At 63.3% G+C, this 25,609-nt stretch carries 26 protein-coding genes and 1 pseudogene; 11 read left to right on the forward strand and 16 right to left on the reverse strand.

Annotation, left to right across the window (positions count from 1 at the left end; all coding sequences use genetic code 11):
- Nucleotides 1–13: 13 nt before the first annotated feature.
- The 5 genes from LB535_RS01355 to LB535_RS01375 form a co-directional block, all read right to left on the reverse strand.
- Nucleotides 14–1,009, reverse strand: coding sequence for an ABC transporter substrate-binding protein (locus LB535_RS01355; protein ID WP_224630903.1), 996 nt, complete (start codon nt 1,007–1,009; stop codon nt 14–16).
- 47 nt (nt 1,010–1,056) lie between these two features.
- Complete coding sequence (locus tag LB535_RS01360; protein ID WP_224630904.1) at nt 1,057–1,905, reverse strand: ABC transporter permease; 849 nt, start codon at nt 1,903–1,905, stop codon at nt 1,057–1,059.
- A 24-nt stretch (nt 1,906–1,929) separates the two neighbouring features.
- Complete coding sequence (locus tag LB535_RS01365) at nt 1,930–3,294, reverse strand: LLM class flavin-dependent oxidoreductase (RefSeq protein ID WP_224630905.1); 1,365 nt, start codon at nt 3,292–3,294, stop codon at nt 1,930–1,932.
- Between the two features lie 36 nt (nt 3,295–3,330).
- On the reverse strand, nt 3,331–3,888 hold the full coding sequence (gene msuE / locus LB535_RS01370; RefSeq protein WP_224630906.1) for an FMN reductase: 558 nt from the start codon (nt 3,886–3,888) through the stop codon (nt 3,331–3,333).
- Nucleotides 3,889–4,028: 140 nt separating this feature from the next.
- Nucleotides 4,029–4,673, reverse strand: coding sequence for a glutathione S-transferase family protein (locus LB535_RS01375; protein WP_224606078.1), 645 nt, complete (start codon nt 4,671–4,673; stop codon nt 4,029–4,031).
- A 345-nt stretch (nt 4,674–5,018) separates the two neighbouring features.
- Here LB535_RS01375 and LB535_RS01380 point away from each other — a divergent pair, with 345 nt between their 5' ends.
- The 6 genes from LB535_RS01380 (at nt 5,019) to LB535_RS01405 (ending at nt 9,842) form a co-directional block, all read left to right on the forward strand.
- Entirely contained in the window at nt 5,019–5,660 is a 642-nt protein-coding gene (locus LB535_RS01380) for a 50S ribosomal protein L25/general stress protein Ctc (protein WP_095766518.1), read from the forward strand.
- 111 nt (nt 5,661–5,771) lie between these two features.
- On the forward strand, nt 5,772–6,494 hold the full coding sequence (gene pth / locus LB535_RS01385) for an aminoacyl-tRNA hydrolase (protein ID WP_224630907.1): 723 nt from the start codon (nt 5,772–5,774) through the stop codon (nt 6,492–6,494).
- A gap of 198 nt (nt 6,495–6,692) precedes the next feature.
- Nucleotides 6,693–7,796: a redox-regulated ATPase YchF gene (ychF, locus tag LB535_RS01390; RefSeq protein ID WP_224630908.1), complete on the forward strand. Its 1,104-nt coding sequence runs from the start codon at nt 6,693–6,695 to the stop codon at nt 7,794–7,796.
- Nucleotides 7,797–7,815: 19 nt separating this feature from the next.
- Nucleotides 7,816–8,790: a magnesium/cobalt transporter CorA gene (corA, locus tag LB535_RS01395; RefSeq protein WP_224630909.1), complete on the forward strand. Its 975-nt coding sequence runs from the start codon at nt 7,816–7,818 to the stop codon at nt 8,788–8,790.
- 114 nt (nt 8,791–8,904) lie between these two features.
- Entirely contained in the window at nt 8,905–9,375 is a 471-nt protein-coding gene (locus tag LB535_RS01400) for a MaoC family dehydratase (protein WP_224630910.1), read from the forward strand.
- Nucleotides 9,372–9,842, forward strand: a complete 471-nt coding sequence (locus LB535_RS01405; RefSeq protein ID WP_095766513.1) for a MaoC family dehydratase — start codon at nt 9,372–9,374, stop codon at nt 9,840–9,842. Before LB535_RS01400 ends, LB535_RS01405 begins: the two co-directional genes overlap by 4 nt.
- A gap of 160 nt (nt 9,843–10,002) precedes the next feature.
- Here LB535_RS01405 and LB535_RS01410 read toward each other — a convergent pair whose 3' ends face one another.
- The 5 genes from LB535_RS01410 to petA form a co-directional block, all read right to left on the reverse strand.
- Nucleotides 10,003–10,548 (reverse strand): adenine phosphoribosyltransferase, encoded by a 546-nt coding sequence (locus LB535_RS01410; RefSeq protein WP_140838687.1) that lies wholly within the window; start codon nt 10,546–10,548, stop codon nt 10,003–10,005.
- A gap of 194 nt (nt 10,549–10,742) precedes the next feature.
- Complete coding sequence (locus LB535_RS01415) at nt 10,743–11,438, reverse strand: acid phosphatase (protein WP_224630911.1); 696 nt, start codon at nt 11,436–11,438, stop codon at nt 10,743–10,745.
- Between the two features lie 138 nt (nt 11,439–11,576).
- Complete coding sequence (locus LB535_RS01420; protein WP_095766511.1) at nt 11,577–12,434, reverse strand: cytochrome c1; 858 nt, start codon at nt 12,432–12,434, stop codon at nt 11,577–11,579.
- Between the two features lie 21 nt (nt 12,435–12,455).
- Nucleotides 12,456–13,754, reverse strand: a complete 1,299-nt coding sequence (locus LB535_RS01425) for a cytochrome b (RefSeq protein WP_140838693.1) — start codon at nt 13,752–13,754, stop codon at nt 12,456–12,458.
- Between the two features lie 16 nt (nt 13,755–13,770).
- Complete coding sequence (gene petA / locus LB535_RS01430; RefSeq protein WP_095766509.1) at nt 13,771–14,331, reverse strand: ubiquinol-cytochrome c reductase iron-sulfur subunit; 561 nt, start codon at nt 14,329–14,331, stop codon at nt 13,771–13,773.
- Between the two features lie 310 nt (nt 14,332–14,641).
- On the opposite strand from petA, the gene LB535_RS01435 reads away from it, so the two are divergent.
- Nucleotides 14,642–14,986, forward strand: a complete 345-nt coding sequence (locus LB535_RS01435; protein WP_224524611.1) for a cupin domain-containing protein — start codon at nt 14,642–14,644, stop codon at nt 14,984–14,986.
- An 81-nt stretch (nt 14,987–15,067) separates the two neighbouring features.
- The gene (locus LB535_RS01440; protein WP_224630912.1) at nt 15,068–15,922 is read left to right on the forward strand and encodes an alpha/beta fold hydrolase; all 855 of its coding nucleotides are present in this window, start codon (nt 15,068–15,070) and stop codon (nt 15,920–15,922) included.
- Here the strand turns inward: LB535_RS01440 and LB535_RS01445 are convergent.
- The 5 genes and pseudogenes from LB535_RS01445 to LB535_RS01465 all read right to left on the reverse strand — a co-directional run bounded on the left by LB535_RS01445 (nt 15,919) and on the right by LB535_RS01465 (nt 22,542).
- Complete coding sequence (locus LB535_RS01445) at nt 15,919–16,230, reverse strand: DUF6665 family protein (RefSeq protein WP_140838699.1); 312 nt, start codon at nt 16,228–16,230, stop codon at nt 15,919–15,921. The two genes, LB535_RS01440 and LB535_RS01445, sit on opposite strands and share 4 nt — an antisense overlap.
- A 9-nt stretch (nt 16,231–16,239) precedes the next feature.
- Nucleotides 16,240–18,123: an ABC transporter ATP-binding protein gene (locus LB535_RS01450; RefSeq protein ID WP_224630913.1), complete on the reverse strand. Its 1,884-nt coding sequence runs from the start codon at nt 18,121–18,123 to the stop codon at nt 16,240–16,242.
- A complete protein-coding gene (locus LB535_RS01455) occupies nt 18,120–20,012 on the reverse strand; it encodes an ABC transporter ATP-binding protein (protein ID WP_224630914.1) in 1,893 nt (630 codons plus the stop codon). Before LB535_RS01455 ends, LB535_RS01450 begins: the two co-directional genes overlap by 4 nt.
- Nucleotides 20,013–20,218: 206 nt before the next feature.
- Nucleotides 20,219–22,100 (reverse strand): annotated as a pseudogene (locus LB535_RS01460) (ABC transporter ATP-binding protein).
- Between the two features lie 25 nt (nt 22,101–22,125).
- Nucleotides 22,126–22,542 (reverse strand): hypothetical protein, encoded by a 417-nt coding sequence (locus tag LB535_RS01465; protein ID WP_224630915.1) that lies wholly within the window; start codon nt 22,540–22,542, stop codon nt 22,126–22,128.
- Between the two features lie 442 nt (nt 22,543–22,984).
- Here LB535_RS01465 and LB535_RS01470 point away from each other — a divergent pair, with 442 nt between their 5' ends.
- Together LB535_RS01470 and soxR are read left to right on the forward strand one after the other, a co-directional pair.
- On the forward strand, nt 22,985–23,443 hold the full coding sequence (locus LB535_RS01470) for a tRNA (cytidine(34)-2'-O)-methyltransferase (protein WP_224524600.1): 459 nt from the start codon (nt 22,985–22,987) through the stop codon (nt 23,441–23,443).
- Between the two features lie 148 nt (nt 23,444–23,591).
- A complete protein-coding gene (soxR, locus tag LB535_RS01475; protein ID WP_140838707.1) occupies nt 23,592–24,035 on the forward strand; it encodes a redox-sensitive transcriptional activator SoxR in 444 nt (147 codons plus the stop codon).
- Between the two features lie 153 nt (nt 24,036–24,188).
- Here the strand turns inward: soxR and LB535_RS01480 are convergent, their stop codons facing one another.
- Nucleotides 24,189–24,446 (reverse strand): hypothetical protein, encoded by a 258-nt coding sequence (locus LB535_RS01480; protein ID WP_095766723.1) that lies wholly within the window; start codon nt 24,444–24,446, stop codon nt 24,189–24,191.
- Between the two features lie 121 nt (nt 24,447–24,567).
- Between LB535_RS01480 and hemF the strand changes: the two genes are divergently transcribed.
- Nucleotides 24,568–25,482, forward strand: a complete 915-nt coding sequence (gene hemF, locus LB535_RS01485) for an oxygen-dependent coproporphyrinogen oxidase (protein ID WP_224630916.1) — start codon at nt 24,568–24,570, stop codon at nt 25,480–25,482.
- The last annotated feature ends 127 nt before the right edge of the window (nt 25,483–25,609 follow it).

The raw sequence follows: 25,609 nt of genomic DNA on the forward strand, positions 1-25,609 counted from the left end.
TGCGTCTCCGTGCTCAATTGGTCTTGGTTTCGCCGAGACGGTAGAGAATGTCGGAAGCCTTGAGCTTGCCTTTCGGCAGCCGGCCGTCGCGCTCGAGGATATTCACCCAGAACTCGACGTCGCGGTCGGTCACCGCCGCCTTTTCGCGCAGGCCGAAGCCGGTCCAGTAGCGCGCCAGCTCGCCATTCTCGCCACGCCTGTTGAGAATGTCGGCGAGCAGCTTGCGCGTCTCGTCCGGATTTTGCCGCGACCAGTCCGACGCGCGCGCCGACTGTTCGACGAAGTTGCGGGCCGCCTCCGGATTCGCCGTGATGAAATCACGACGCAGCACGACGAAGCCACCGGCGATTTCGCCGAGCACGTCGGTATCGTTGAAGACGCCGCGCACGCCGCCATTGCTGACCAGTTGGCCGGCAAAGGTCGCTTGCCAATAGCCCAGCCCGGCAATATCGACCTGACGCGAGCGCAAGGTCTGTTCGAGCTGCGGCCCGGGCACCACGACCAGCTTGGCCGCGTCCGGCGGCAGGCCAACGCTGTGCAGCGCCTCGCGCACCGTATAGTCGAGATGGGCGCCGAGCGTGTTGACCGCGATCGTCTTGCCGGCAATGTCGGCGATCGATTTGATCGGACTGTCTTCCAGCACGTAGAAGACACTCTTCACGTCCTTGTTGATGCCGTTGCTGGGATAAGCCGCGACGAAGTCGTTGCCGCCGGCGATCGAGTTGATCACCGCCGGCGTGGCTGCCGAGCCCAGGTCGACGCTGCCGGACGCGAGCGCGAACAGCGATTCCGGGCCGCCCGCGGCATAGCCGACATTTTCGAGCTCGATGCCGAGGCCCTTGAAATAGCCGAGCGCGTCGGCCAGCTCATGCGGGGAGATGCTGCCGCGGCTGGCGAGATAGCGGATCTTGATGGATGCGGCTTGCGCCATGGCGATCGACGGCAGGCCGGCGAGAATGCCAGCAGCAAGCGGAGCGCGCAGGAGAAGCGAACGGCGGGTGATGCTCATGATCAAGCCTTTCGTTGTTTTGGAAGTGACGGTGAAGGTTTGGCTGCTTAGCCGGCTGAAACATTCCAACGACACAGCCGCCGCTGCAGGACGACCAGCACCTGGTTGGCGATCAGACCGAGACCCGCCAGGATGACGATCGCCGCGAACATCAGCGGAATCTGGAAATTGTACTGGGCATTCATCACCTGGAAGCCGATGCCCTTGTTGGCGCCGATCATCTCCGAAGCGATCAAGAGCAGCAGCGCGGTCGTGGCGCCGAGCCGCAGGCCGACGAAGATCGACGGCACTGCGCCCGGCAGCACGACGCGACGGAAAATCGTCAGCCGCCGGGCACCATAGGCGCGCGCCATTTCGAGCAGCTTCGGGTCGACCTCCTTGACGCCGCTGATGGTGTTGAGCAGCAGCGGAAACAGCGTCGCCCAGAAGATGACGAACACTTTCGAAGCTTCACCCAGTCCCAGAAGCAGGATGAACACCGGGTAAAGCGCCAGCGCCGAGGTCTGACGGAACAGCTGCAGGATCGGGTCGAGCGCGGTTTCCACGGCACGCGCCTGGCCCATGACCAGGCCAAGCGGAATGGCGACGACGACGGCCGCCGCGAATGCAAGGCCGGCACGCTGCAGGCTGATGGCTATGTCGCCGAGCAGGCTGCCGCCAATGAGACCCTTCCAGAGCGCCGCGACGATTGTGTCGACCGGCGGCAGCACGGCCGAATTGACCCAGCCGCTGCTCGCTGCCACCTGCCAGAACACGAGGAAGCCGAGCAGCACGCCATAACGCGACAGGATTCGCGCCGAAGTCCGCGTCAGGAGGTGCAGCGGCTCCATGCCGGTGCCGCTGCCACCCTCATGCCGGCCGATACCGACCGTCTTTTCGATATGCTGCAAAGTCATCGTCTTGCCCTCTCGCGTCAGGAATCATTCGGCGGCGAGCACGGTCGAGCGCGCGGCCGCCCACGGATTCTGCGGTCGCCTCAGGCCAAGATTTTCGCGCAGCGTCCTGCCCTCGTAAGCGGTGCGGAACAGGCCGCGACGCTGCAGCTCCGGGATCACCAGGTCTACGAAGTCGTCGAGCGCGCCGGGCAGCCATGGCGGCAGGATGTTGAAGCCGTCGGCGCCCTCGCTCGTGAACCATTCCTCCAGCTGATCCGCGACTTGGGCGGCGCTGCCGATGACCGTGTAATGGCCGCGCGCGGTCGCAACCCACTGATAGAGCTGGCGGATCGTGAAATTATGCTCGTCCGCAATCTGGCGGATCAGCGCCTGGCGGCTCTTCATGCCTTCGGTCTCCCTGCTCGGCGGCAGCGGGCCGTCGAGCGGATAGTCCCTGAGGTCGAGCGTCTGGCCGGCAAGTCCGTTGAGCAGCGCCACGCCGTCCTCCGGCAGGATCAGGTCGTTAAGCTGCTGGTATTTGGCACGGGCCTCCTCTTCGGTGCGGCCGACGAAGGGCGCCACGCCCGGCATGATAAGCACCTGCGCCGGATCGCGCCCGGTCGCCGCGACGCGCGCCTTGATGTCGCGATAGAATTCCTGCGCCGAGGCAAGGTTCTGATGCGCCGTGAATATCACCTCGGCCGACGCCGCCGCGAGCCCGCGACCGTCCTCCGACTGTCCCGCCTGCACGACCACCGGATGACCCTGCACCGGACGCGGCACGTTGAGCGGCCCCTTGACGCTGAAATGCGCGCCCTTGTGGTTCACGTCATGCAGCTTGTCCTTGTCGTAGAAACGGCCCGTCTTCTTGTCGCGAATGAAGGCGTCGTCTTCCCAGCTGTCCCACAGCGCCTTGACCGTTTCGACATGCTCATGCGCCCGCGCATAGCGCTCGGCATGATTGGGCTGGACGTCACGATTGAAGTTGCGCGCCGTGTCGTCGCCGGCCGACGTCACCACGTTCCAGCCGGCGCGCCCGTTCGACAACAGATCGAGCGAGGCGAATTTGCGCGCGAGCGTGTAGGGTTCTTCATAGGTGGTCGAGGCGGTGGCGATGAAGCCGATATGCGTGGTCAACGGCGCCAGCGCGGCAAACAGTGTCACCGGCTCGAAACCGGCGATCTTGGCGTTGCCGCCTTCACGGGCGCCGAGGCCGATGGTGAGATTGTCAGCCAGGAAATAGGCGTCGAACAGGCCCCGCTCGGCGGTCAGCGCGAGTTGCTTGTGGAACTCGAAATTGGTCGCGCCATCGGCCGGCGCGTCCGGATGACGCCAGGCCGCGACGTGCTGGCCGCCGCCGGGCAGAAAGGCGCCGAGCTTGATCTGTCTGGATGTGCTGGAGCTGGTCATGGCTGATCCTTCGGGTTCCAAAACGACTGCCTGAATTCAGGCGGCGAGGCCGACGCTGCGAGTTTCGCCAACGATGCGCAAAACCTCGGTAACGGCCTGGCGGGCGCGGGCTTGGGTGGCTTCCGACACCAGCACGCCGTCGGTGAAATCCTTATCGGAAGCGTAGATCGCGGTCGGCATGGTGAGCGCTTCGAAGAATCCGAACAGCGGCCGCAGCTGATGCTCGACGATCAGCGAATGGCGCTCGCCGCCGCCCGTGGCAACGAGAATGATCGGCTTGCCGCGCAGCGACGACGGATCGAGCAGATCGAACAAGTGCTTGAAAAGTCCGGTATAGCTGCCTTTGAAGGTCGGCGACCCCACCACCAGAACGTCGGCGCCGAGCAATTGCTCAACGATATTGCGCGCCGTTTGATCGAGATCGGAAATGCGCCGTGCCGACGGGAACGATAGACCGAGATCTTCAATGTCATGGACCGCCGAGGCCGCCCCGATGCGGCCAGCCGCTTCGTCCGCGATCTGCGTGATAAATGCCTTGGTCTTTGACGGACGGGTCAGATTGCCGGAAAATCCAACCACCAGCTTCTTTGTCATGTTCGGGCTCTCCTCGCGGACATTTCTTCATTAAGGCTACAGATTTTGTAGAATTAAATGAGCGAGAAGATTTCAAAACGCGCCGCGCAAACGGATTGAGTTTGCGCGGGAGAAGCGTTGATTGGTTCAGCCCATGCGGGTCAGGCCTCGACCTTGACCGGAGCCAGTGGAGGCGCCTGAAGTCCCTGGAACGGGTCGCGCCAGGCATCGATCGCCTCGAGCCGGCCATACCAGCGGCGGATAGACGGGTAGTCGTCGAGCGGCAATCGGGCGGCATCGTTGAAAGGCAGGAACGTCGCCATGCGGAAGTCGGCATAGGAGACGGAATTGCCGACCAGCCAATCGCGTCCGGCAAGCTCAGGCTCGAGGATCGCGGCGGCGGCGTGGAACTGCCTCAGTCCCTCCTCGACCAGCGCGCGGTCGATAGGACCAAGCCCATAGCGCTGCTTGGTCCCACGCTCGAAATGCACCATGTCGCAAGCGAAAGCGAACCGTTCCTTGCCCCAGCTGATCCAGCGGATCATGTCCGGCTCGTCCTGCCCGCCGCGCCAGAAATCCGAATGCGTCTCGCGCGAAAGCCGGCAGGCGATGGCGTCGGTCTCCCAAAGGCTCCATCCCGGCCCGACCAGGATCGGCAAGGTCAGATTGGGGTTCAGCGCGCGATAGCGTTCGGCCTGCCCCGGCGCCATGGGCGATGCGAACTCGAACGCGATCTCCGCCTTGAGATGGCGCGCCGTCGCGACCGCGAGGCGAGGATTGGGATTGCGGCTGAACAGAAGCTTCATATTGGTCCCCATGGATTTGGCCACATGCCCGCAGGACGGCTGAGAACTGCGCGTTCCTACATTTGCCGCAAGTCGGATTTCCGGTTTATCCTTTCGGCACCGGAACCGCCCGCAACCCGCCCGGCCAACCGCTTGCACCCTTGCCCGCCTTCCGCTATAGAGCCGCCACCCGCGTAGACACCCTTGGAGGCAACGCGGAGGAAGGCCGGCCAGGCCTGCATGATCCCCAAGACGCTTTTGGATCGCCAAACGCATCGACAGATCGTGCAAGGCCGCGACGGCTTTCGACGTTTACGGACGGGTTTGCCGGCCGCGAACGCTCCACAACACGCGAAAGGAAATGCCATGAGCCACGATGCTTATGAGCTGAAAGCCGAAGCGCGCGAACAGGTCGGTAAGGGGTCCGCCCGTGCAGTTCGTCGCGACGGTAAAGTGCCTGCAGTTATCTATGGCGACAAGCAGCCTCCCCTGGCGATTGCGCTCAACTACAAGGACATCTTCTACAAGATCCATGGCGGCGGGTTTCTGACCACGATCGCCACGATCGATGTCGACGGCAAGAAGATCCAGGTCCTGCCGAAGGATTTCCAGCTCGACCCGGTCAAGGATTTTCCTGTCCATGTCGACTTCCTGCGCATCGGCAAGGACACCGAAGTCAATGTCGACGTGCCTGTCCACTTCATCAATGAAGACAAGTCGCCAGGCATCAAGCGCGGCGGCGTGCTCAACATCGTTCGTCACGAAGTCGAGTTCCACTGCCCGGCCAACGCGATCCCGGAGTTCATCACCGTCGATCTCACCGGCACCGACATCGGCGATTCGATCCATATCTCGGCGGTCAAGCTGCCGGCCGGCGTCAAGCCGGTCATCTCCGATCGCGATTTCACCATCGCGACCGTTGCCGGCTCGTCGGCGATGAAGCCGGAGACGGAAGCGACCACGGAAGCTGTGGAAGAGACGGCGGCCCCGGAGGCCGAAGAGAAGTAATTCTCCGAGCCGGATGATTTCATCCGGCTCTAAACCAAAGAAATAGAGCATGATGTTTTCCGAAAACCGCTTCCCACTTTTCGGCATCGTGCTCTAAGTCTGGAGGCGGCGATGCTTGTCTTTGCAGGCCTCGGCAATCCGGGCGCGAAATACGAAAACAACCGGCACAATGTCGGCTTCATGGCGGCGGACGCGATTGCCCGCCGCCATTCCTTTTCGCCCTGGTCGAGAAAATTCCAGGGCCTGGTCTCAGAAGGCACGCTCGGCGGCGAAAAAATCCTGCTGATCAAGCCGCAGACCTTCATGAACCTCTCCGGACAGTCAGTCGGCGAAGCGCTGCGCTTCTACAAGCTCGAGCCATCCGCCCTCACCGTCTTCTACGACGAGATCGACCTTGCTGCCGGCAAGCTCCGGGTCAAGGTGGGCGGCGGCTCCGGCGGCCATAACGGCATCCGCTCGCTCGACCAGCATGTCGGCAACGCCTTTCGCCGGGTGCGCATCGGCGTCGGCCATCCCGGCGTCAAGGAGATGGTGCACGGCCATGTGCTTGGCGATTTCGCCAAGGCCGACCGCGAGTGGCTCGATGTCCTGCTGGACGCAATCGCCGACGCTGCCGGCTTGCTCGCCAAGGGCGACGACAGCTCGTTCATGAACCGGGTCACGCTCGCCTTGCGCGACAAGCTTGTGCCGACCGGCGACGACGACCGCCCGCCGCCCAAGGCGCCGAAGCAGCAAAGCCATGTCCGCCAGGCGCGCCCGCAGCAGCCAGCGGCAAAGCTCCCAGAAAGCGGCCCGATGGCTGCCATGCTGAAGAAGCTCTTTGGCAAGGACTAAAGCATGTCTCCCGAAAGTGGGAACCGGTTTCGGGGTAAAGACATGCACAAAATCAAAAGACTAAAGCGCAGGGAGCGAATCTAAAAGATCGCGACGCGCTTTAGGCCCTGTCACGATAGAGGCATGGGGCTTGACGTTCGTCACCCCTATCGCCCATAGCCCTCACCAAAATCGAATTTCCGACAGGATTGGACGAACATGGGTTTCAAATGTGGCATCGTTGGCTTGCCCAACGTCGGCAAGTCCACGCTGTTCAACGCGCTGACCAGGACGGCCGCCGCACAGGCCGCCAACTATCCTTTCTGCACCATCGAGCCGAACACCGGCGAGGTGGCGGTGCCCGACCCGCGCCTGCAGAAGATCGCGGCGATCGGCAAGTCGAAGGAGATCATCCCGACCCGCATCTCCTTCGTCGATATCGCCGGCCTGGTGCGCGGCGCCTCCAAGGGCGAAGGGCTGGGCAACCAGTTCCTCGCCAACATTCGCGAGGTCGACGCCATCGTGCATGTGCTGCGCTGCTTCGAGGATGACGACATCACCCATGTCGAAGGCCGTATCGACCCTGTCGCCGACGCCGAGACGGTCGAGACCGAGCTGATGCTCGCCGACCTCGAAAGCCTCGAGCGCCGCATCGCCCAGATCCGCAAGCGCGCCGCCGGCAAGGACAAGGAAGCCATGGCCGTCCTGCCCATGATGGAGGCCGCGCTCGAGCTTCTGCAGGCCGGCAAGCCGACGCGCTTCCTGCTCAACGGCATCCCCGCGGAGGACCTGCGCATCCTGCAGGGGCTGAACCTGCTCACCTCGCATCCCGTTCTCTATGTCTGCAACGTCGCCGAAGCGGACGCCGCCACCGGCAACGAGCACACCAGGGCAGTGGAGAAGATGGCGGCCGCGCAGGGCGCCGGCACGGTGGTGATCTCGGCGGCGATCGAGGCTGAAGTCGCCCAGCTTTCAGACGAGGAGGAAATGGAATTCCTTGCCTCGATCGGCCTCGATGAGCCGGGCCTCAACAAGGTGATCCGCGCCGGCTACGAGCTCCTGCATCTGATCACCTATTTCACCGTCGGGCCGAAGGAGACGCGCGCCTGGACGATCCACAAGGGCGATAAGGCGCCGCAGGCGGCTGGCGTCATCCACACCGATTTCGAGCGCGGCTTCATCCGCGCCCAGACGATCGCCTACAACGACTTCGTCACGCTGGGCGGCGAGGCAGCCGCCAAGGAAGCCGGCAAGGCGCGCGACGAGGGCAAGGAATACGTCGTCCAGGACGGCGACATCATGCTGTTCAAGTTCAACACCTGATCTCCAGGGAGACCCGGCGATGATAAAGACCTTCGTCGTGGACAATGATCGCCTGCGCCTCACGGAGGACCTTGCGGCGGACGGCGACAGGATCGTCTGGGCCGATCTTTTCAACCCAACCAAGGAGGAAGAGGCGCGCATCGAGAGCTGGCTGGGCATTGCCATCCCGACCCGCGAGGAAATGGAAGAGATCGAGATTTCGAGCCGGCTCTATGTCGAGGACGGCGGCTACTTCATGACCGCCGTGCTGCCGGCGCAGACCGAGGCCGACGATCCCTTGATGTCGCCGGTGACCTTCGCGCTCGCCGGCAAGAGGCTGATCACCATCCGCTATCATGAGCCCAAGGCCTTCAAGACTTTCCCGCAGCGCGCCGAGAAGGTGGCGACCGGCTGCACCAGCGGCGACACCATCCTGATCGGCCTCCTCGAGGCGATCGTCGATCGCCTGGCCGACATCCTCGAGCGCGCCGGCCGCGAGGTGGAAACGATCTCGCGCGACATTTTCGAGGCGCGCTCGACCAAGGCCTCGAAGCGCAACCGCGATTTCCAGGAGCTCCTCAAAGGCATCGGCCGCAAGGAGGACATCGCTTCGTCGGTCCGCGACAGCCTGATCTCGTTGCAGCGCCTGGCCGGCTTTCTCGCCCATGTCGCTGACCAGACCAAGATGAGCAAGGATGTGCGCGCCCGCATCAAGACGCTGTCGCGCGACGTGCTCTCGCTTGCCGACCATGCCACCTTCCTGTCGCAGAAGATCTCCTTCCTGCTCGACGCCACGCTCGGCATGATCTCGATCGAGCAGAACGCCATCATCAAGATCTTCTCGGTCGCCGCCGTCATCTTTCTGCCGCCGACGCTGGTCGCCTCGATCTACGGCATGAACTTCGACATCATCCCCGAGCTCAAATGGGAGTTCGGCTACCCCTTCGCCATCGCCCTGATGGTGGTCTCGGCGATCCTGCCCTTCTGGTATTTCCGCCGCCGCGGCTGGCTCTGACGGACTTGGCCGGCGACGGCTGGCTTACCAGAAATCACTTGACCAAATCGACTTGGGCCGGCATCCGGGTTTTCCGATCCTTGCGGATCGCGTTCGTCAACCGGATTGCCGATCATGACCGGAAAGACCTGGGCCTATGAGGATTTCGCCGAGGGCGCCTCGCTCGACCTCGGCAGCAAGGACGTAAGCGCCGCCGAGATCATCGAATTCGCCTCGGAGTTCGATCCGCAGCCGATGCATCTCGACGAGGAAGCCGGCAAGGCGAGCATCCTCGGCGGGCTTTCGGCTTCGGGCTGGCATACCTGTGCGATGTTCATGCGCATGCTATGCGACGCCTTCCTGCTCGATTCGACCTCGCAGGGCTCGCCCGGCATCGAGCATGTGAAATGGAAGAAGCCGGTGCTGGCCGGCGACAGGCTTACCGGCACGCTCACCATACTTTCCAAGCGCCAGTCGAAATCGAGGCCGCAGCTCGGCTTGATCACCATGCGCAGCGAGCTCGTCAACCAGCGCGGCGAAAGCGTCTTCGAACTCGAAAACACTGGCATGTTCCTCGCGCGTGATGCCGCAAGGGACCTGTCATGACCCTGGACGAGTATTTCCTGATCGGCGAGACCGTCACGCTCGGCTCGCATAAATTCGAAGCCGACGAGATCAAGGCGTTCGCCAACAAATACGATCCGCAGGTCTTCCACGTCGATGAAGAGGCGGCGAAGAAGAGCGTGCTTGGCGGGCTCTGCGCCTCAGGCTGGCACACTGCCGCCACCTGGATGAAATACAATCTCGAAAAGCGCATGGAGACCGAGGGCGTGCGCTGGACAGGCCCAGGTCCGCAGCCCGAGTTCGGCCCCTCGCCCGGCTTCCGCAATTTGAAATGGCTGAAGCCGGTCTATGCCGGTGAGACCGTGACTTTCACGCGCACCGCGCAGGCGCACCGACCGCTCGCCGGGCGCCCAGGCTGGAACCTGCTGACGCTGCGTTCGGAAGGCTTCGATTCGACCGGCGACAAGGTGATTGAGTTCGACAGCGCCGTTCTGGTGAAGGTGGGATAGCGCCTCTCCTTCTCCCCTTGTTGTGGGAGAAGGTGGATCGGCGCGCAGCGCCGAGACGGATGAGGGGTGTTCCAGCGAAGTGCGACGTTGGCGTTCCCTGGAACACCCCTCATCCGTCGCCTTCGGCGACACCTTCTCCCCCAAGGGGAGAAGGGGAAGATCAATGCCCCTCGAACCCGATCAACGTCCTCACCGGCACGTCTAGCGCTTCCAGCTTCTGGCGGCCGCCGAGATCGGGCAAGTCGATGACGAAGCATGCCGCGACGATGTCGGCGCCGATTTGCCTCAGCAGCTTCACCGCGGCTTCCGCCGTGCCGCCGGTGGCGATCAGGTCGTCGACCACGATCACCTTCTCGCCCGGCGAGACGCCGTCCTTGTGCATCTCCATCTCGTCCAGGCCGTATTCGAGGCTGTAGGCGACGCGCACCGTCTCGTAGGGCAGCTTGCCTTTCTTGCGGATCGGCACGAAGCCTGCCGAAAGCTGGTGCGCCACAGCGCCGCCGAGGATGAAGCCCCGCGCCTCGATGCCGGCGATCTTGTCGATCTTCAATCCGGCATAGGGATGGACCAGCTCGTCGATGGCGCGGCGGAAGGCGCGCGCGTCGCCAAGCAGCGTGGTGATGTCGCGAAACAGGATGCCGGGCTTGGGATAATCCGGAATGGTGCGGATGGCCGCAAGCAGCGTGTCTTCGAGGGAGGATTTCATCGAGGCTTTCCGCGTGTCCGGCTGTCGGATTTGGCGGCGTCGGCCTTTGCTGCCCGACGCGACCGACAAGGGCTACCGCGATGTCGCGCCAGAGACAAGCACATCCGGCAAAGGATCGGCACCGATCGGCCTCGACCATAATGAAAAAGGGCGCCCGCGAAGGCGCCCTTCGAAAAGCAGGCGCTACCGAGCGGCTACATGCCGAGATCCGAGCGCAGCTCGGAGCGCGCCACTTCGTACTCGGCCTTGAAATCTGGACGGTTGAGCAGGACCGCGGCGATCACGCTGCCGGAGATCTTGCCCATCTCGATGTCGGACGGATAATGGATGCCGCCGACCACGCGGTTGTGGGCGAATTCGGCCGCGCGCGCCATGATCTCGGCGCGCTTTTCGGGGACCATGTCGGCAAGGACGATGCCCATCATGGTGCCGACCGTCGCATGGCCAGATGGCCAGGAACCGGAGCTCGACAGCTTCACGACCGGCTTGACCAGATCGCTGAGCTGATGCGGCCGCGGCCGCTTCCAGACATCCTTGGCGGGATCGACGACGGCGCCTTCGGTCGCCACGACGCGATCGAAGAAGGCACTGAACTTCGGCAGCTTCTCCTTGTTGAAATTCGGGCCCATGACGTCGGCGAAGCGCCAGATATTCTCCTCGGCGTCGGCGATGGCGCGCTTTTCCATTTCCGGCGTGCGCGTCACCTGCAGCGTCAGCACCTCGCCGAGCTCGGCTTTGGTTTCCGGCGAGTCATTGGCCGGTGGCGGCGGCAGGATCATCGTCAGGTCGATGTCCTTGCTGGTGACGAAAGGCTGGGCCTCATCGGCATGGGCGACATATCCGGTGACAAGCAGCAGGAAACCCGCCGCGAGCGATACATATCTTTTCATGGGTGCGATCCTTTGCTGAGTGCGAGGCAGGATCGCCACGAGCGATGACGGTCATGTGACACGCCCCGGTTTGCGCGCGCCGAAATACAAAAGGGCGCCTTGTGGCGCCCTTTCAAAATTCTTGCGATCGACGCCGCCTCAGTGCGCCACGTCGGCCCACACCCTGCGCTTGGTCATGTAGACCAATGCGCCGAAGACCAGCAGGAATATCATGACGCGGAAGCCTGTCTTCTTGCGATCCTCGAGATGCGGCTCGGCCGCGAACATCAGGAAGGCCGAGACGTCGCGCGCATACTGGTCGACAGTCTGCGGCGAGCCGTCGTCATAGGTCACCTGGCCGTCCGAGAGCGGCTTGGGCATCTTCAACGACACGCCGGACAGGAAGTACGGGTTGTAGTGCGTGCCTTCCGGGATCACCATGCCGGCCGGCGGCGTCTGGTCGTAGCCGGTGAGCAGCGAGTGGATGTAGTCCGGGCCGCCCTGCGCATACTGGGTGAAGATGTCGAAGATGAAGCGCGGGAAGCCGCGCTCGACGCCGCGCGCCTTGGCAAGCAGCGACATGTCGGGCGGCGCGGCGCCGCCATTTGCGGCAGCGGCGGCCTCTGTGTTCGGGAACGGCGCCGGGAAGTGATCCGACGGCTTGCCGGGACGATCGAACATGTCGCCGGCATCGTTCGGGCCGTCATGGATGGTGTATTCGGCGGCCAAGGTCTTGATCTGCGCCTCCGAATAGCCGAGCCCTTCCAGCGTGCGGAAGGCCACCAGGTTCATCGAATGGCAGGCCGAGCAGACTTCCTTGTAGACCTTCAGGCCGCGCTGCAGCTGCGCCTTGTCATAGGTGCCGAACGGACCGGCGAAGCTCCAGCTCATTTCCTTCGGTTCGTTGATCGGGAAATGCGTCGGAGCGGCCGCGTTGTGTTCCTCTTCGGCGGCGATGGCAGCGGTGCCCGCGACCACCAAGCCAAGCAGCGCCAGCGAGGTGAGAATCTTCTTCATACCCAAAATCCCCTCAGATTCTCAGCCCGTGATTTCCGGCGCGGCGGTAGCGCGTGCCGGATGCCCGCTGCCCTTTTTCTTTTCAAGCACGGCCTCGGTGATCGAGTTCGGCAGCCTGCGCGGCGTCTCGATCAGGCCGAGCACCGGCATGACGACCAGGAAGAAGGCGAAGTAGAACAGCGTCGCCATCTGCGCCATGAACACATAGCTGCCTTCCGCCGGCTGCGAGCCCAGCCAGCCGAGCAGGATGGCGTCGGCTACGAACAGCCAGAAGAACAGCTTGTACCATGGACGATAGACCGCCGAGCGCACCTTGGAAGTGTCGAGCCACGGCACCAGGAACAGCATGGCGATGGCGCCGAACATGCACAGCACGCCGCCGAGCTTGGAGTTGATCGGGCCGATGTTGAAGGTGATGGCGCGCAGGATCGCGTAGAACGGCAGGAAGTACCATTCCGGAACGATGTGAGCCGGCGTCTTCAGCGGATTGGCGACCGTGTAGTTGTCCGGATGGCCAAGAAAGTTCGGCAGGTAGAAGACGAAATAGGCGAAGACGAACAGGAACACGATCATGCCGAACGCGTCCTTGATGGTGGCGTAGGGCGTGAAGGCCACGGTATCGGTCTTCGACTTGACCTCGATGCCGGTCGGGTTCGACTGGCCCACGACATGCAGCGCCCAGATGTGCAGCACGACCACGCCGGCGATCATGAACGGCAACAGATAATGCAGCGCAAAGAAGCGGTTCAGCGTCGGATTGTCGACGGCGAAGCCGCCGAGCAGCAGTTCCTGGATCCAGTTCCCCACCAGCGGAATGGCGCTGAAGAAGCCGGTGATGACGGTAGCGCCCCAGAAGCTCATCTGGCCCCAAGGCAGCACGTAGCCCATGAAGCCGGTGGCCATCATCAAGAGGTAGATGATGCAGCCGAGGATCCACAAGAGCTCGCGCGGCGCCTTGTAGGAGCCGTAGAACAGGCCGCGGAAGATATGGATGTAGACGGCGACGAAGAAGAATGAGGCGCCGTTGGAATGGAGATAGCGCAAGAGCCATCCGGAATTCACGTCGCGCATGATCTTCTCGACCGAATCGAAGGCGAGATTGGTGTCGGAGGTGTAGTGCATCGCCAGCACGATGCCGGTCAGGATCTGCGCGGCCAGCATGATCGACAGGATGCCGCCGAACGTCCACATGTAGTTGAGGTTGCGCGGCACCGGATAGGCGACGAAGCTGTCATGGACCAGCCGCGGCAGCGGCATGCGGGCGTCGAACCAGCGCTCGATACCGGTCTTGGGCGTATAGGTCGAGTGTCCCTCGCTCATCGAAATGTCCCCTGCCTCAACCGATAAGGATCTTGGTATCGGAAATGAACTTGAATACCGGGATCGCCATGTTCTCCGGCGCCGGGCCTTTGCGGATGCGGCCGGCGGTGTCGTATTGCGAACCGTGGCACGGGCAGAACCAGCCGCCGAAATCGCCTTCCTGGCCGAGCGGGATGCAGCCGAGATGCGTGCAGACCTGCACCATCACCATCCAGGCTTCCTTGCCGGGCGTGGTGCGGTTGGCGTCGGTCGCCGGCGCGTCGGACGGCAGGTTGGCGTTGCGTGCGATCGGATCCTTGAGATCGGCGAGATTGACGGCCGCGCCGTCCTTCATTTCCTTTTCGGTGCGGTTGCGCACCACCACCGGCTTGCCGCGCCACTTGACGACCAGCGAGCTGCCGGGCTGCAGTGAAGAAACATCGACCTCGACCGAAGCCAGCGCCAGGGTCGAGGCATCGGGGCGCATCTGGTCGATGAACGGCCACGCGACGGCTCCGGCGCCGACAACGGCGGCCATGCCGGTGGCTACGTAGAGAAAATCGCGACGGTTGGGATCGTGGATATCGGTTGCGCTCACGGGTGCCTGATCCTTTCGCCTCTTCCTAACCGGAGGCCGAGCCTTGTCCCCGCTCAATCGCACCTGCCCGACAGCGCATGGCGAACAGGCTAGCGAATTCCTCCGGCATTTGGAGTTCGGTTTATGCGTGCGGCCCGTTTTTGTCCAGCGGGGTGAGACCACAAGGGCAGATTGTCGCGGGGATGCGCGGCGGCCCAGGCCGACGCGTCCCCGCCAGGCCGCCGGACAGGGTGAAACAGCGGGAAATCCGGGGTCAATCGAGCCGGTGTTCGCCTCGACATCGGCTCCTGGCCCGGTCTATTCTGGCGTCATGGCGCATGTCATTGAACGCGACAGCTGGGCCGAAGCCCCCGACCGCTGGAAAGGCGAGCTGCAATGCGGCCAGTTCGGCGCCAATTCCTGCCTGATCTTCAACTATCAGCCGACGGTCGGCGGCGGCCCGCGCCTGCACAAGCACCCCTATGCGGAAATCTTCGTCATCCGCTCCGGCACCGGCCTGTTCACGATCGGCGACCAGGAGATCAAGGCCACGGCCGGCCAGATCCTGATCGTGCCGCCCGACACGCCGCACAAATTCACCAATCTCGGGCCTGGCCCGCTCGAAAGCACCGACATACACGAGAACGGCCACTTCATCACCGAATGGTTGGAATGATTCTTCCGATCGTCGGACCGGGCCTGTCCGAACGCTGATTGCAGCCTAGTTCCATCGAGCTGGCATCGATGGAGATGAAGCATGCGACAGCGCACCGTTGAGGTCGAGGGGCTGGCTATCGCGATCCGGGACGCAGGGCCGCCCGATGCGCCGGGCCTTCTGCTGCTGCATGGTTGGCCGCAAAGCTCCCATGCTTTTGAGGCAATCGTCGACGAGCTGGCCGGCGACCAGCGCGTGGTCGCGCCGGACTTGCCGGGCATCGGCGGTTCACACGGCGCGCCCGAGACCGGAGAAAAGGCATATCTGGCCAGACTGATGAAGGGGCTGATCGCCGTTTGCGGCTTGCGGCAGGTCATCGTCGCCGGTCATGACGTCGGCGGGCAGATCGTCTTCGCGCTGTTGCGCGACGAGCCCGAAAATTTGTCCGGCGCGGTGATCATGGACGTCGTTATCCCCGGCGTGGCGCCGTGGCAAAATGTCATCCGCAATCCGCGTATCTGGCATTTCGCCTTTCATGCGATCCCGGCCTTGCCCGAGATACTGGTGAGCGGCCATGAGCGCGCCTATTTCGATTTCTTCTTCGATATTCTTTCGAAGGAAAAATCGGCGATCCCTGCGGAAGCCAGAGACATCTATGCCAAAGCCTATTCGCGGCCGGAAAGCCTCAAGGCCGGCTTCGACTGGTACCGCGCCTTTGCCGCGGACGCCAAGGTCAATTCCCACCCATCCGCGACGCCGATCGCCACGCCGGTTCTTTATCTCAGAGGCTCGGCCGAATCCGGCGACATCGCCGACTATCTCGACGGCTTGAAGGCAGCAGGCCTATCCAATGTCGAAGGCGACATCATCCCGGGTAGCGGCCACTTCGTCGCCGACGAGAATCCCGGAGCCCTTGCTGCGCGATTGGCGCGTTTTCGCCAGGAAATCGGCGCCTAGCTGGCGCCGAGCCTGACCAGCACCGCGCGCGGGATGTCGTATTCGCGGATCACGGCGTCATGCTTGCGCAAACCGCAAAGCTCGCGCTGGATGAAATAGGCATGGACGGCCGCTGCCGCCTCCTTGAGCAGCCGGTTGCGATGCTCGCCCTCGCCGCTCTCGCGCAATCTGGCAAGAGTTTCCTCGACACGCCGGCCGGCGCGGCCGAGCGCTGCGGCCTTCTCGGCGAGGATTTCGTGGCCGAGCAGATCGAGCGCGCTTTCCTGCGCGCCTGACCGTCCGAAATTCATAGGCATGCGTACCGACATGATGTCGTTCTACTCCGCTGGCCGCGTCTCTTCCAGCGCGCTTTCCTCGTTGAACAGGAAGCCGCCGGACTGCCGCTTCCAGAGCCGCGCATAGAGCCCGTCGAGCGCCACCAGCTCGTCATGCGTGCCCTGTTCGACGATGCGGCCGCCGTCCAGCACCACGAGCCGGTCGAGCGCTGCGATGGTCGACAGCCGGTGCGCGATGGCGATCACGGTCTTGTTCGCCATCAGTCTGGTCAGGTTCTCCTGGATCGCCGCCTCGATGTCGGAATCGAGCGCCGAGGTTGCTTCGTCGAGGATCAGGATCGGCGCATCCTTGAGGAAGACGCGCGCGATGGCGACGCGCTGCCGCTGGCCGCCGGAAAGCTTCACGCCGCGCTCGCCGACATAGGCCTCGTAGCCGGAGCGCTCGCGGTTGTCGCGCAGCCCCAGGATGAAGTCATGCGCCTCGGCTTTCCTGGCCGCGGCCATCACCTGCGCATCGGTCGCGTCCGGCATGCCGAGCTTGATGTTGTCGCGCAGCGAGCGGTGGAAAAGTGCGGTATCCTGGCTGACCACGCCGATATTGCTGCGCAGCGAGTTCTGCGTCACATGCGCGATGTCCTGGCCGTCGATCAGGATCTGGCCGCCCTCGAGGTCATAGAGGCGCAGGATCAGGTTGGCCAAGGTCGTCTTGCCGGCGCCCGACGGGCCGACCAGCCCGACCTTCTCGCCCGGATGCACGACGAGGTCGATGCCGTCGAGCACGCCGGCCCCCTTGCCATAATGGAAGGTGACGTTCCTGACGTCGATGCTGCCACCGGCGACGACCAGTTCCTTGGCGTCCGGCGCGTCGGTCAGGCCGAGCGGCTGCGAGATCAGCGCCTTGGAATTCTCCAGCACGCCGAGATTCCTCAGGATGCCGTTGAGCTGCATCATCAGCCTTCCAAGCAGCATGTTGAGCCTGAGCACCAGCGACAGCGTGAAGGCGACGGCGCCGACCGTGATCGAGCCTTCGACCCACAGATAGATGGCGAACGCGGCGATCGCTGTGATCATGATGCCGGAGAGCATGGTCAGCGCCATGCGCACGCCGGTCAGCCGGCGTGTGAACGGCCGCAGCGCGTCGAGATAGATGCCGAAGCCGCTGCGAATATAGCGATCGTCGCCGTCGGCCGAAAACAGCTTCAACGTCTGCACGTTCGAGTAGGAATCGACGATGCGGCCGGTGATCATCGAACCGGCCTCGGCGGTCGCCTCGGCATGCTTGCGGATCGCCGGCAGATAGAGTTTCGCCAGCCAGCCGAAGGCAGCGATCCAGATCACCACCAGCACCGCCAGCCGCAGATCGAGACCGGCGACCAGCGCGAGCGTTGTCACCGTGTAGACGATCATGAACCAGACCACCTCGATAAAGCTCTCCATCAGGTCGCCGGTCGCCTGCCCCGCCTGCCAGACTTTTGTTGCGATGCGGCCGGCGAAATCGTTCTGGAAGAAGGCATAGGATTGGCGCGAGACGTGCCGGTGCGCCTGCCAGCGCACCAGATTGTAGAATCCGGGCGTGATCGTCTGCTCGTCGACCAGCGCCGACAGGCCGACCACCAGAGTGCGGATGAACAGAACCACGGCGCCCATGAACAGGAGCTCGGGACCGGCGGCCGCCCACAGCGCGTGCCAGCTGCGCTCGCCAGGCAACTGGTCGAGGATATCGACCAGCCTCCCGACGAAATAGAACAAGCCTGCCTCGACCAGCGGCGCGATGCCGCCGATGATGAGCATGGCGAAGAAAGCGAGCTTGGCCTGCCCGACATAGTGCCACAGGAAGCCGCCGACGCTGGCGGGTGGCCGAAGATTCACGGGCTCGCGGAACGGATAGACCCAGCCCTCGAACCAGCGATAGACACCTTTCATCATTCCGCGGCTTCACCTTTCGCCGCCAGATCGTCGGCGGCCTGCTTTTCCTCGAGCAGGAAACCGCCCGACTGGCGCCGCCAGAGCTGGGCATAGAGCCCACCCTTGGCGATCAAGGTCTCATGCGAGCCGTCCTCCACGATGCGTCCCTTGTCCATCACCACCAGCCTGTCCATCGCCGCGATGGTCGACAGCCGGTGGGCGATGGCGATGACGGTCTTGCCCTGCATGAGCTTGTAGAGGTTCTCCTGAATGGCGGCTTCCACTTCCGAATCGAGCGCGGAGGTGGCCTCGTCGAGAATGAGGATCGGCGCGTCCTTCAGCATAACGCGGGCAATTGCGATGCGTTGCCGCTGGCCGCCGGACAGCTTCACGCCGCGTTCGCCGACAAGCGCCTCATAGCCGCTCTGCCCATACGGATCGGTCAGTGCCGCGATCACATCGTCGACCTGAGCGGCTTTTGCGGCGCTAAACATGGCCTCGTCGCTGGCCGACTGGCGTCCATATTTGAGGTTCTCGCGAACGGATCGATGCAAGAGCGACGTGTCCTGGTTGACGAAGCCGATCGCCGCGCGAACGCTCTCTTGCGAGACGTGGCGGATGTCCTGTCCGTCGATCAGCACCTTGCCGTCCTGGACGTCGAACAGCCGCAGCACGAGATTGACCAGCGTCGACTTGCCGGCCCCGGAGCGACCGATCAGGCCGACCCGCTCGCCCGGCGCGATCTTCAGCGACAGATTGTCGATGACGCCGCCTTTGCCGTCCTTGCGCCAGTAGTTGAAATTCACCCGGTCGAACTCGATGCCGCCGGCGGTCACGACGAGGGCCGGTGCGTCAGGCTGGTCCTGCATGGTGATGGGACGCGCGATCGTCGTCATCGAATTGCTGGCAACGCCGATCTGCCGGAAAACGTTGGCGCCGACATCGAGGATCCTGCCGGAGATATTGGCGATCTGCAGCGCGAACGGTATCGCGGTCGCCACGGCTGCCGTAGTCATGGTCCCCGCGTTCCAGCCGGCCAGCGCCAGCCAGCTTATGGCGATGAGCAGCGCCGCGTTGAGGACGAACAGGGCCGACCACATCAGCGTGAAAACGCGCATCAGCTGGTAAAACGTGTCGGCATGCTCGACCACCGCCTGCGAGACATATTTGTCCTCGTGCTCGCCGGTCGAGAACGTCTTGAGCGTCAGGATATTGGTGTAGCTGTCGACCATGCGGCCGCTCACCTGCGACCACCGCTCCGACAGTTGGGAGGAGCGCTGCGTGATCTTCGGCATCGCAGACCAGAAGATGAAGCAGTAGAATACCAGCCATACCGCCACCACAGCCAGCAGCAGCGCGTCGAGCCGCGCCAGCACGACGATGGCGACCGCGACGAAGACCAGCGCGTACCAGACCGCATCGACGGTGAGGTTGACGCTCATCTCCACCGAATCGCCGCTCTGCATGACCTTGGTTCCGATGCGGCCGGCGAAGTCGTTCTGGAAGAACGACCAGTCCTGGCGCACGACGTGCCAATGGCTCTGCCAGCGGATAAGATCGATGAGGTTCGGCGCGATGGCGTGGTTGCGGATGAGACCATCGACAACCATCGACAGCGGACGCAGCAGCACGACGATCGCCATCATGACGAGCAACGGCATGTGCGCAGCGAAGAAATCGCCTGGCTTGGTGCTGGAGAGCAGGCCGACGATCAGGCCGACGAAAATCGGCAGCATCGCGTCCACTACCGCCGCGAGGGCAACGATGATCATGCGCAGCCGATAGGCGGCGCGAAACTGTCTTATGAAATACCAGTAGAACCGCCAAAGCCCCATTGGCGGCTGCCTGTCGTCGGCCAGCGCCACCGGCGAATAACGGCTTTCGAACCAGGTGAAGATGCGGTCGAACATTTTTCTCTCATCGCGCCGGAAATCCGCCGGTAACCGATCTGGTCGCCAGCAGGCCTCTGGCGAGGTCGTGGTTACGCCCGGGATCGATTCCCCGCAATCGCCGTAACCTTGATGCCGGAGCGGCTCGACGGCTCACAGAACCGCCAGGCCGCTCGAAGTCTTTGTTTTGCGCAATTCCGGACGGAATTGCTGCAATCGCGATCGCGTTACTCCGCAGCCATCTCGGATCGAAGCGACCTGGCATCGGGCTCAGCCGGCGCGTCATCAAGCAGGAAGCCGCCGGACTGGCGTTGCCAGAGCTGGGCGTAGAGCCCGCCCCTGGCGACGAGTTCCTCATGCGACCCTTCCTCGATGATGCGGCCCTCGTCCATGACGACGAGCCTGTCCATCGCCGCGATCGTCGACAGGCGGTGCGCGATGGCAATGACGGTCTTTCCCTGCATCAGCTTGTAGAGGTTCTCCTGGATGGCCGCCTCGGCTTCCGAATCGAGTGCCGACGTCGCCTCGTCGAGGATCAGGATCGGTGCGTCCTTCAGCATGACGCGGGCAATCGCGATGCGCTGCCGCTGGCCACCGGACAGTTTGACGCCGCGGTCGCCGACATGGGCATCGAATCCCTTGCGGCCGTTATGGTCCGAGAGCCCGCCGATGGAAATCGAGCGCCTCCGCCCGGCGCGCCGCCTCGATGAGCATTTCGTCGGTCGCGTCCGGCCGGCCATAGAGGATGTTCTCCTTTACCGAGCGGTGCAGCAGCGAAGTGTCCTGCGTGACCATGCCGATCTGCGCGCGCAAAGAATCCTGCGTCACCGCCGCAATCTCCTGGCCGTCAACGAGGATCCTGCCGCTTTCCAGGTCGTAGAAGCGCAACAACAGGTTGACCAGCGTCGACTTGCCGGCGCCGGAGCGGCCGACAATGCCGACTTTCTCGCCGGGCTTTACCGTCAGCGTCAGGTTCTCGATGACGCCCTTCTGCTTGCCGTAGTGGAAGCGGATGTCGTCAAAGCGGATTTCACCCTGGCTGACGGCGATGTCCTTCGCGCCGGGCCGGTCTTCGACGAGACGCGGCAGCGAGATCGACTGGATGCCGTCCTGCACCGTGCCGATATTCTCGAACAGGCCCGACATCTCCCACATGATCCACTGCGACATGCCCCACATGCGCAGCACCAGGCCGATGACCACGGCGACCGCGCCGATCGTCACCGCCTGGCCGAGCCAAAGCCACAGCGAGATCGCCGTCACCGAGAACAGCAACAGCGAATTCAGGATATAGAGCAAGCCATAGAGCACCGTCACCAGCCGCATCGAGCGGTAGACGGTGCCGAGGAAGCTCGCCATGCCTTCCCTCGCGAAGGTCGCCTCGCGCCGCGCATGCGAAAACAGCTTCACCGTCTGGATGTTGGTGTAGCTGTCGACGACGCGGCCGGTCATGGTCGAACGCGCATTGGCCTGCTCCTCGCCGACCTTGCCGAGCCGCGGAATGAAAAAGCGCAGCAGACCGATATAGCCGGCCAGCCATACGGCGAGCGGCGCCGCCAACCGCCAGTCGGCCGAGCCGACGATGAACAGCATGCCGAGGAAGTAGACGACGACGTAATTCAGCACGTCGATCAGCTTGATCACGCATTCGCGCACGGCGAGCGCGGTCTGCATCAGCTTGGTGGCGATGCGGCCGGCGAACTCGTCCTGATAGAAGGCCATCGACTGCTTGAGCAGATAGCGGTGCACCTGCCAGCGGATGCGCATGGGATAATTGCCCATCAGCGTCTGCTGGTTGAGGAGCGAATGCAGCCATACCGTTCCCGGCAGCGCGAACAGCACAACGAAAGCCATGCCGGCAAGCTTCCAGCTCTCGGTCTGCAGGAAGGTTTCGCGGTTTTGCGCCGACAGCCAGTCGACAATGCGGCCGAGGAACCCAAACATCCAGACTTCGGTAAAGGCGATCGCCGTCACCAGCACCGCGTCGAGGATGATGTAGGGCCAGGCGCCGCGCGTGTAATGCACGCAGAAGGCGATCAGCGTCTTCGGCGGCTCGACCGGCTCCGCGGCGGGAAACGGATCGAGCCTGTTTTCAAACCAGCGGAACATTCCAGGCACTCGACTATCTAGGCGCTCACGCGGCGCGGGATTGATGGGCAAGGCTTTGCGGCCGCGCGGCATTGCGGGCCGGCGATACGGAATCATCCGCATCGCCGGCCCTGTCCCGCGCAATATAGGGTTTCGCCGGCATTTCGCCGACAGGCTCGTTTGACGTCCCTGACGGCCCGGAACTTCCGGACGAAAGGGCGGAACCTGCCCGGCTCCTGTCGCCCGGCCGGATCAAGCGGATGATCCGGCGCACCAGCGTGGGCCGGCTGTGATCGGGCACCGCGCGCGAGAAATCGACGTCCGGCAGCATGCCGCGATGCGGCCTGCGCCGTTCCTCGGCATGCACGGCCGACGAATAGGTCTCGCCGATCAGCAGCGCCCAGGTAGCCGCCTTGCGCTCGTGCAGGCTTCTTGAACCAGGTATTTTGTAGGGATCGAACATCGGCCCGTCCTCCATATGCAAATGCGTTAAAAAGGGTAATGCGGCCTCGACCATCGGCATTCGGCCGAAGGCGCGGATCGAATCGGCCGGGAGACGACCAGCGTCGGTCCCGACACGCTCAGCTGGGGCGCGGCGCCCCTTTGGCAGTTTGAAAAACATCGCAAGATTCCTTCGAAGGCCGAAACTGGGTTCGGCGGGAATCGGTGCGATGAGGACTTAAAGTGTCAGAACAATCGTCGTACCGAAACCGCCTGCGGGCATACGTGAGCCCCGGATGGGAGCTGGATGTGCATGGGCATCATGTGTTCCCCTCCATACGGTTCGGGTTGACGATGGTGGGCATATACTCGACTTCGCAGAAAATGGCCATCCGCCAGTCCAGAAATTGCCGAAAGCGGGAGATGCCTGTGGCCGATCTGCCACTTATTAGCAGGATACGGAAATGAACGATCGTCTCCGCATCGCGCTCTACCAGCCTGATATCGCCGGCAACACCGGGACAATCCTGCGCTTCGCCGCCTGCCTCGATATCGGCGTCGATATCATCGAGCCGGCTGGTTTCCCGCTCTCCGACCGGGCGCTGAAACGCGCCGGCATGGACTACCTCGAAATGGCGGCGCTTTCCCGCCATGCCGACTGGCACGCCTTCGAGGGGTGGCGAAAGACCAACGCGCGCCGCCTCGTGCTGCTCACCACCAAGACCACGGCCGCCTACACCGACTTTGCTTTCGCTGCCGGCGACATCCTTCTGTTCGGCCGCGAATCCGCCGGCGTGCCGGACCAGGTCCACCAGGCGGCGGATGCGCGACTGACCATCCCGATGCGGCCCGGAGCGCGCAGCATCAATGTCGCGCTGTCCGTCGCCATGGTCGCGGGCGAAGCGCTGCGCCAGCTCGGCTAGAACCTCGAGCCCTTCTTCATTGCCGCGCGCAGGGTCCACTCGCGGCGTCATTCTCACCCAGGCGCACATCGCCTTCTCCTGCAATTGTCCCATCGACGTTTCTTAGCTACAAGCTCAACTTAACTTGAGGTCAAGCGGAAAAATCGAGATGGCTCCGGTAAGGGAATTGACGGTCGGCCAGGTGGCCGTGCGCAGCGGCGTTGCGGTATCGGCGCTGCATTTCTACGAGGCGCGCGGCCTGATCCGCAGCCACCGCACCTCCGGCAACCAGCGGCGCTACAGCCGCGACGTGCTTCGGCGCGTGGCGATCATCCGCGTCGCCCAGGAGGTCGGCATCTCGCTTGCCGACATCGCCCGGGCGTTCCAGTCGCTGCCGGAAGAGCGCACACCGAACCGCGAGGACTGGAACCTGCTTTCGACAGCCTGGCGCGACGAGCTCGACCAGAAGATCGCCCAGCTCAAGAAATTGCGCGACGGCCTGACCGATTGCATCGGCTGCGGCTGCATGTCGATCGACAAATGCCCGCTGAGGAACAAGGAAGATCGGCTGGCCAAGGAGGGGACGGGGGCGAGACGGCTGGCGGTGCGCTGACAGTCTGCCGCCAAGGTGCATTGAGATTCAGGTCAGGCCGAGTCGAAAATGGTGGCTTCCGAGAACCGGAGCGGAGCGTACTTAAAGTACGTGAGCACCGGAAGCGCAGGAGCCGCCATTTGCAGGCTGGCCTCACCTGAATATCAATGCACCTTAATCGGCCGCCGGCAGCCGCCGCATGGTGAATTCGATCACGTCGCCCGGGCGCTCGAACCAGCTTTCGATCTCGGTCCAGTAGGCCTGTTTCGGAAAACGCTCGAACCACTCCTTGGCCTTGAGGCGCGCATCCGGGCGCGGCAGCACGAAGGTTTCGCGCAGGAAACCATCGCGCGGCTGGTTTTCGCGCTCAGCCCGTGAGCGCTCCAGCCTCTTGCGTAAGCCATCCAGCGGCGGTCTTGCCGGGGTGCGCACGAAGGAACTCCCTTGCACCTTGGTCAGACAGGACTTGACCCTTCCTCTCAAGAGATTAGGGATCGCGCCCTGAAAAGACGAGTCATTTGTCAGGCAAGCGCGCCTGCGACTGGAGACCGAATTGGAAAGACCTGACCTTCCCGTGGGCCTGCCGGCCGACATCGAGCAGAAGAAGATGAAGGCACGTCTGTGGTTCGAGGCCTTGCGCGAGCGCATCTGCGCCACTTTCGAGCAGATCGAGCAGGAACTCACCGGCCCGCAAGCGTCATGGTCGCCCGGCCATTTCGAGAAGACCCCCTGGGAGCGCGACGAGGGCCGCGGCGGCGGCGGCACCATGTCTATGATGCGCGGCCGCGTCTTCGAGAAGGTCGGCGTCCACACCTCGACCGTCCATGGCGAATTCTCGCCCGAGTTCAGGAAGCAGATACCCGGCGCCGAGGAAGACCCGCGCTTCTGGGCGAGCGGCATCTCGCTGATAGCACATCCCTGGAACCCCAACGTGCCGGCCGTGCATATGAATACCCGCATGGTCGTCACCACGCGCCAGTGGTTCGGTGGCGGCGCCGATCTGACGCCGGTGCTCGACCGCCGCCGCACTCAGGACGATCCCGACACGATCGCCTTCCATCGCGCCATGCAGTTTGCCTGCGAGAAGAACGCCGCCGTCGCCGACTATCCCAAATTCAAATCGTGGTGCGACGAGTATTTCTTCCTGCCGCACCGCAACGAGCCGCGCGGCATCGGCGGCATCTTCTTCGACTGGCTGCATTCTGACGAGGACAGGGGCGGCTGGGACGCCGATCTCAATTTCGTCCAGGATGTCGGACGTTCTTTTCTCGTCGTCTATGCCCATCTGGTGCGGGGCAATTTCAACCAGAACTGGACTGATGGCGAGCGCGAGGAACAGCTCATCCGGCGCGGCCGCTACGTCGAATTCAACTTGCTTCACGATCGCGGCACCATCTTCGGCCTCAAAACCGGCGGCAATGTCGCCTCGATCCTGTCCAGCCTGCCGCCCGAGGTAAAATGGCCGTAACGATCCGGTGAGCGCGGCGACGGCCGCATTGCTGTCCAATTCGCCGAATCTTGGCCGGCAATGTGGCAGGGACGATATCTTTTTCGTCTAATATCCTTTTGAAAAAATTGAGCTATTTAAGATCGCC

Origin of the sequence: Mesorhizobium sp. CA10 (genome assembly GCF_020165285.1) — a bacterium.
Lineage (GTDB): Bacteria > Pseudomonadota > Alphaproteobacteria > Rhizobiales > Rhizobiaceae > Mesorhizobium.

What these genes read in the sequence shown, in the direction of transcription:
- LB535_RS01355 (WP_224630903.1), bottom strand. Translation starts at nt 1,009, where the DNA reads ATGAGCATCACCCGCCGTTCGCTTCTCCTGCGCGCTCCGCTTGCTGCT.
- LB535_RS01360 (WP_224630904.1), bottom strand. Translation starts at nt 1,905, where the DNA reads ATGACTTTGCAGCATATCGAAAAGACGGTCGGTATCGGCCGGCATGAG.
- LB535_RS01365 (WP_224630905.1), bottom strand. Translation starts at nt 3,294, where the DNA reads ATGACCAGCTCCAGCACATCCAGACAGATCAAGCTCGGCGCCTTTCTG.
- msuE (WP_224630906.1), bottom strand. Translation starts at nt 3,888, where the DNA reads ATGACAAAGAAGCTGGTGGTTGGATTTTCCGGCAATCTGACCCGTCCG.
- LB535_RS01375 (WP_224606078.1), bottom strand. Translation starts at nt 4,673, where the DNA reads ATGAAGCTTCTGTTCAGCCGCAATCCCAATCCTCGCCTCGCGGTCGCG.
- LB535_RS01380 (WP_095766518.1), top strand. Translation starts at nt 5,019, where the DNA reads ATGAGCCACGATGCTTATGAGCTGAAAGCCGAAGCGCGCGAACAGGTC.
- pth (WP_224630907.1), top strand. Translation starts at nt 5,772, where the DNA reads ATGCTTGTCTTTGCAGGCCTCGGCAATCCGGGCGCGAAATACGAAAAC.
- ychF (WP_224630908.1), top strand. Translation starts at nt 6,693, where the DNA reads ATGGGTTTCAAATGTGGCATCGTTGGCTTGCCCAACGTCGGCAAGTCC.
- corA (WP_224630909.1), top strand. Translation starts at nt 7,816, where the DNA reads ATGATAAAGACCTTCGTCGTGGACAATGATCGCCTGCGCCTCACGGAG.
- LB535_RS01400 (WP_224630910.1), top strand. Translation starts at nt 8,905, where the DNA reads ATGACCGGAAAGACCTGGGCCTATGAGGATTTCGCCGAGGGCGCCTCG.
- LB535_RS01405 (WP_095766513.1), top strand. Translation starts at nt 9,372, where the DNA reads ATGACCCTGGACGAGTATTTCCTGATCGGCGAGACCGTCACGCTCGGC.
- LB535_RS01410 (WP_140838687.1), bottom strand. Translation starts at nt 10,548, where the DNA reads ATGAAATCCTCCCTCGAAGACACGCTGCTTGCGGCCATCCGCACCATT.
- LB535_RS01415 (WP_224630911.1), bottom strand. Translation starts at nt 11,438, where the DNA reads ATGAAAAGATATGTATCGCTCGCGGCGGGTTTCCTGCTGCTTGTCACC.
- LB535_RS01420 (WP_095766511.1), bottom strand. Translation starts at nt 12,434, where the DNA reads ATGAAGAAGATTCTCACCTCGCTGGCGCTGCTTGGCTTGGTGGTCGCG.
- LB535_RS01425 (WP_140838693.1), bottom strand. Translation starts at nt 13,754, where the DNA reads ATGAGCGAGGGACACTCGACCTATACGCCCAAGACCGGTATCGAGCGC.
- LB535_RS01435 (WP_224524611.1), top strand. Translation starts at nt 14,642, where the DNA reads ATGGCGCATGTCATTGAACGCGACAGCTGGGCCGAAGCCCCCGACCGC.
- LB535_RS01440 (WP_224630912.1), top strand. Translation starts at nt 15,068, where the DNA reads ATGCGACAGCGCACCGTTGAGGTCGAGGGGCTGGCTATCGCGATCCGG.
- LB535_RS01445 (WP_140838699.1), bottom strand. Translation starts at nt 16,230, where the DNA reads ATGTCGGTACGCATGCCTATGAATTTCGGACGGTCAGGCGCGCAGGAA.
- LB535_RS01450 (WP_224630913.1), bottom strand. Translation starts at nt 18,123, where the DNA reads ATGATGAAAGGTGTCTATCGCTGGTTCGAGGGCTGGGTCTATCCGTTC.
- LB535_RS01455 (WP_224630914.1), bottom strand. Translation starts at nt 20,012, where the DNA reads ATGTTCGACCGCATCTTCACCTGGTTCGAAAGCCGTTATTCGCCGGTG.
- LB535_RS01465 (WP_224630915.1), bottom strand. Translation starts at nt 22,542, where the DNA reads ATGTTCGATCCCTACAAAATACCTGGTTCAAGAAGCCTGCACGAGCGC.
- LB535_RS01470 (WP_224524600.1), top strand. Translation starts at nt 22,985, where the DNA reads ATGAACGATCGTCTCCGCATCGCGCTCTACCAGCCTGATATCGCCGGC.
- soxR (WP_140838707.1), top strand. Translation starts at nt 23,592, where the DNA reads ATGGCTCCGGTAAGGGAATTGACGGTCGGCCAGGTGGCCGTGCGCAGC.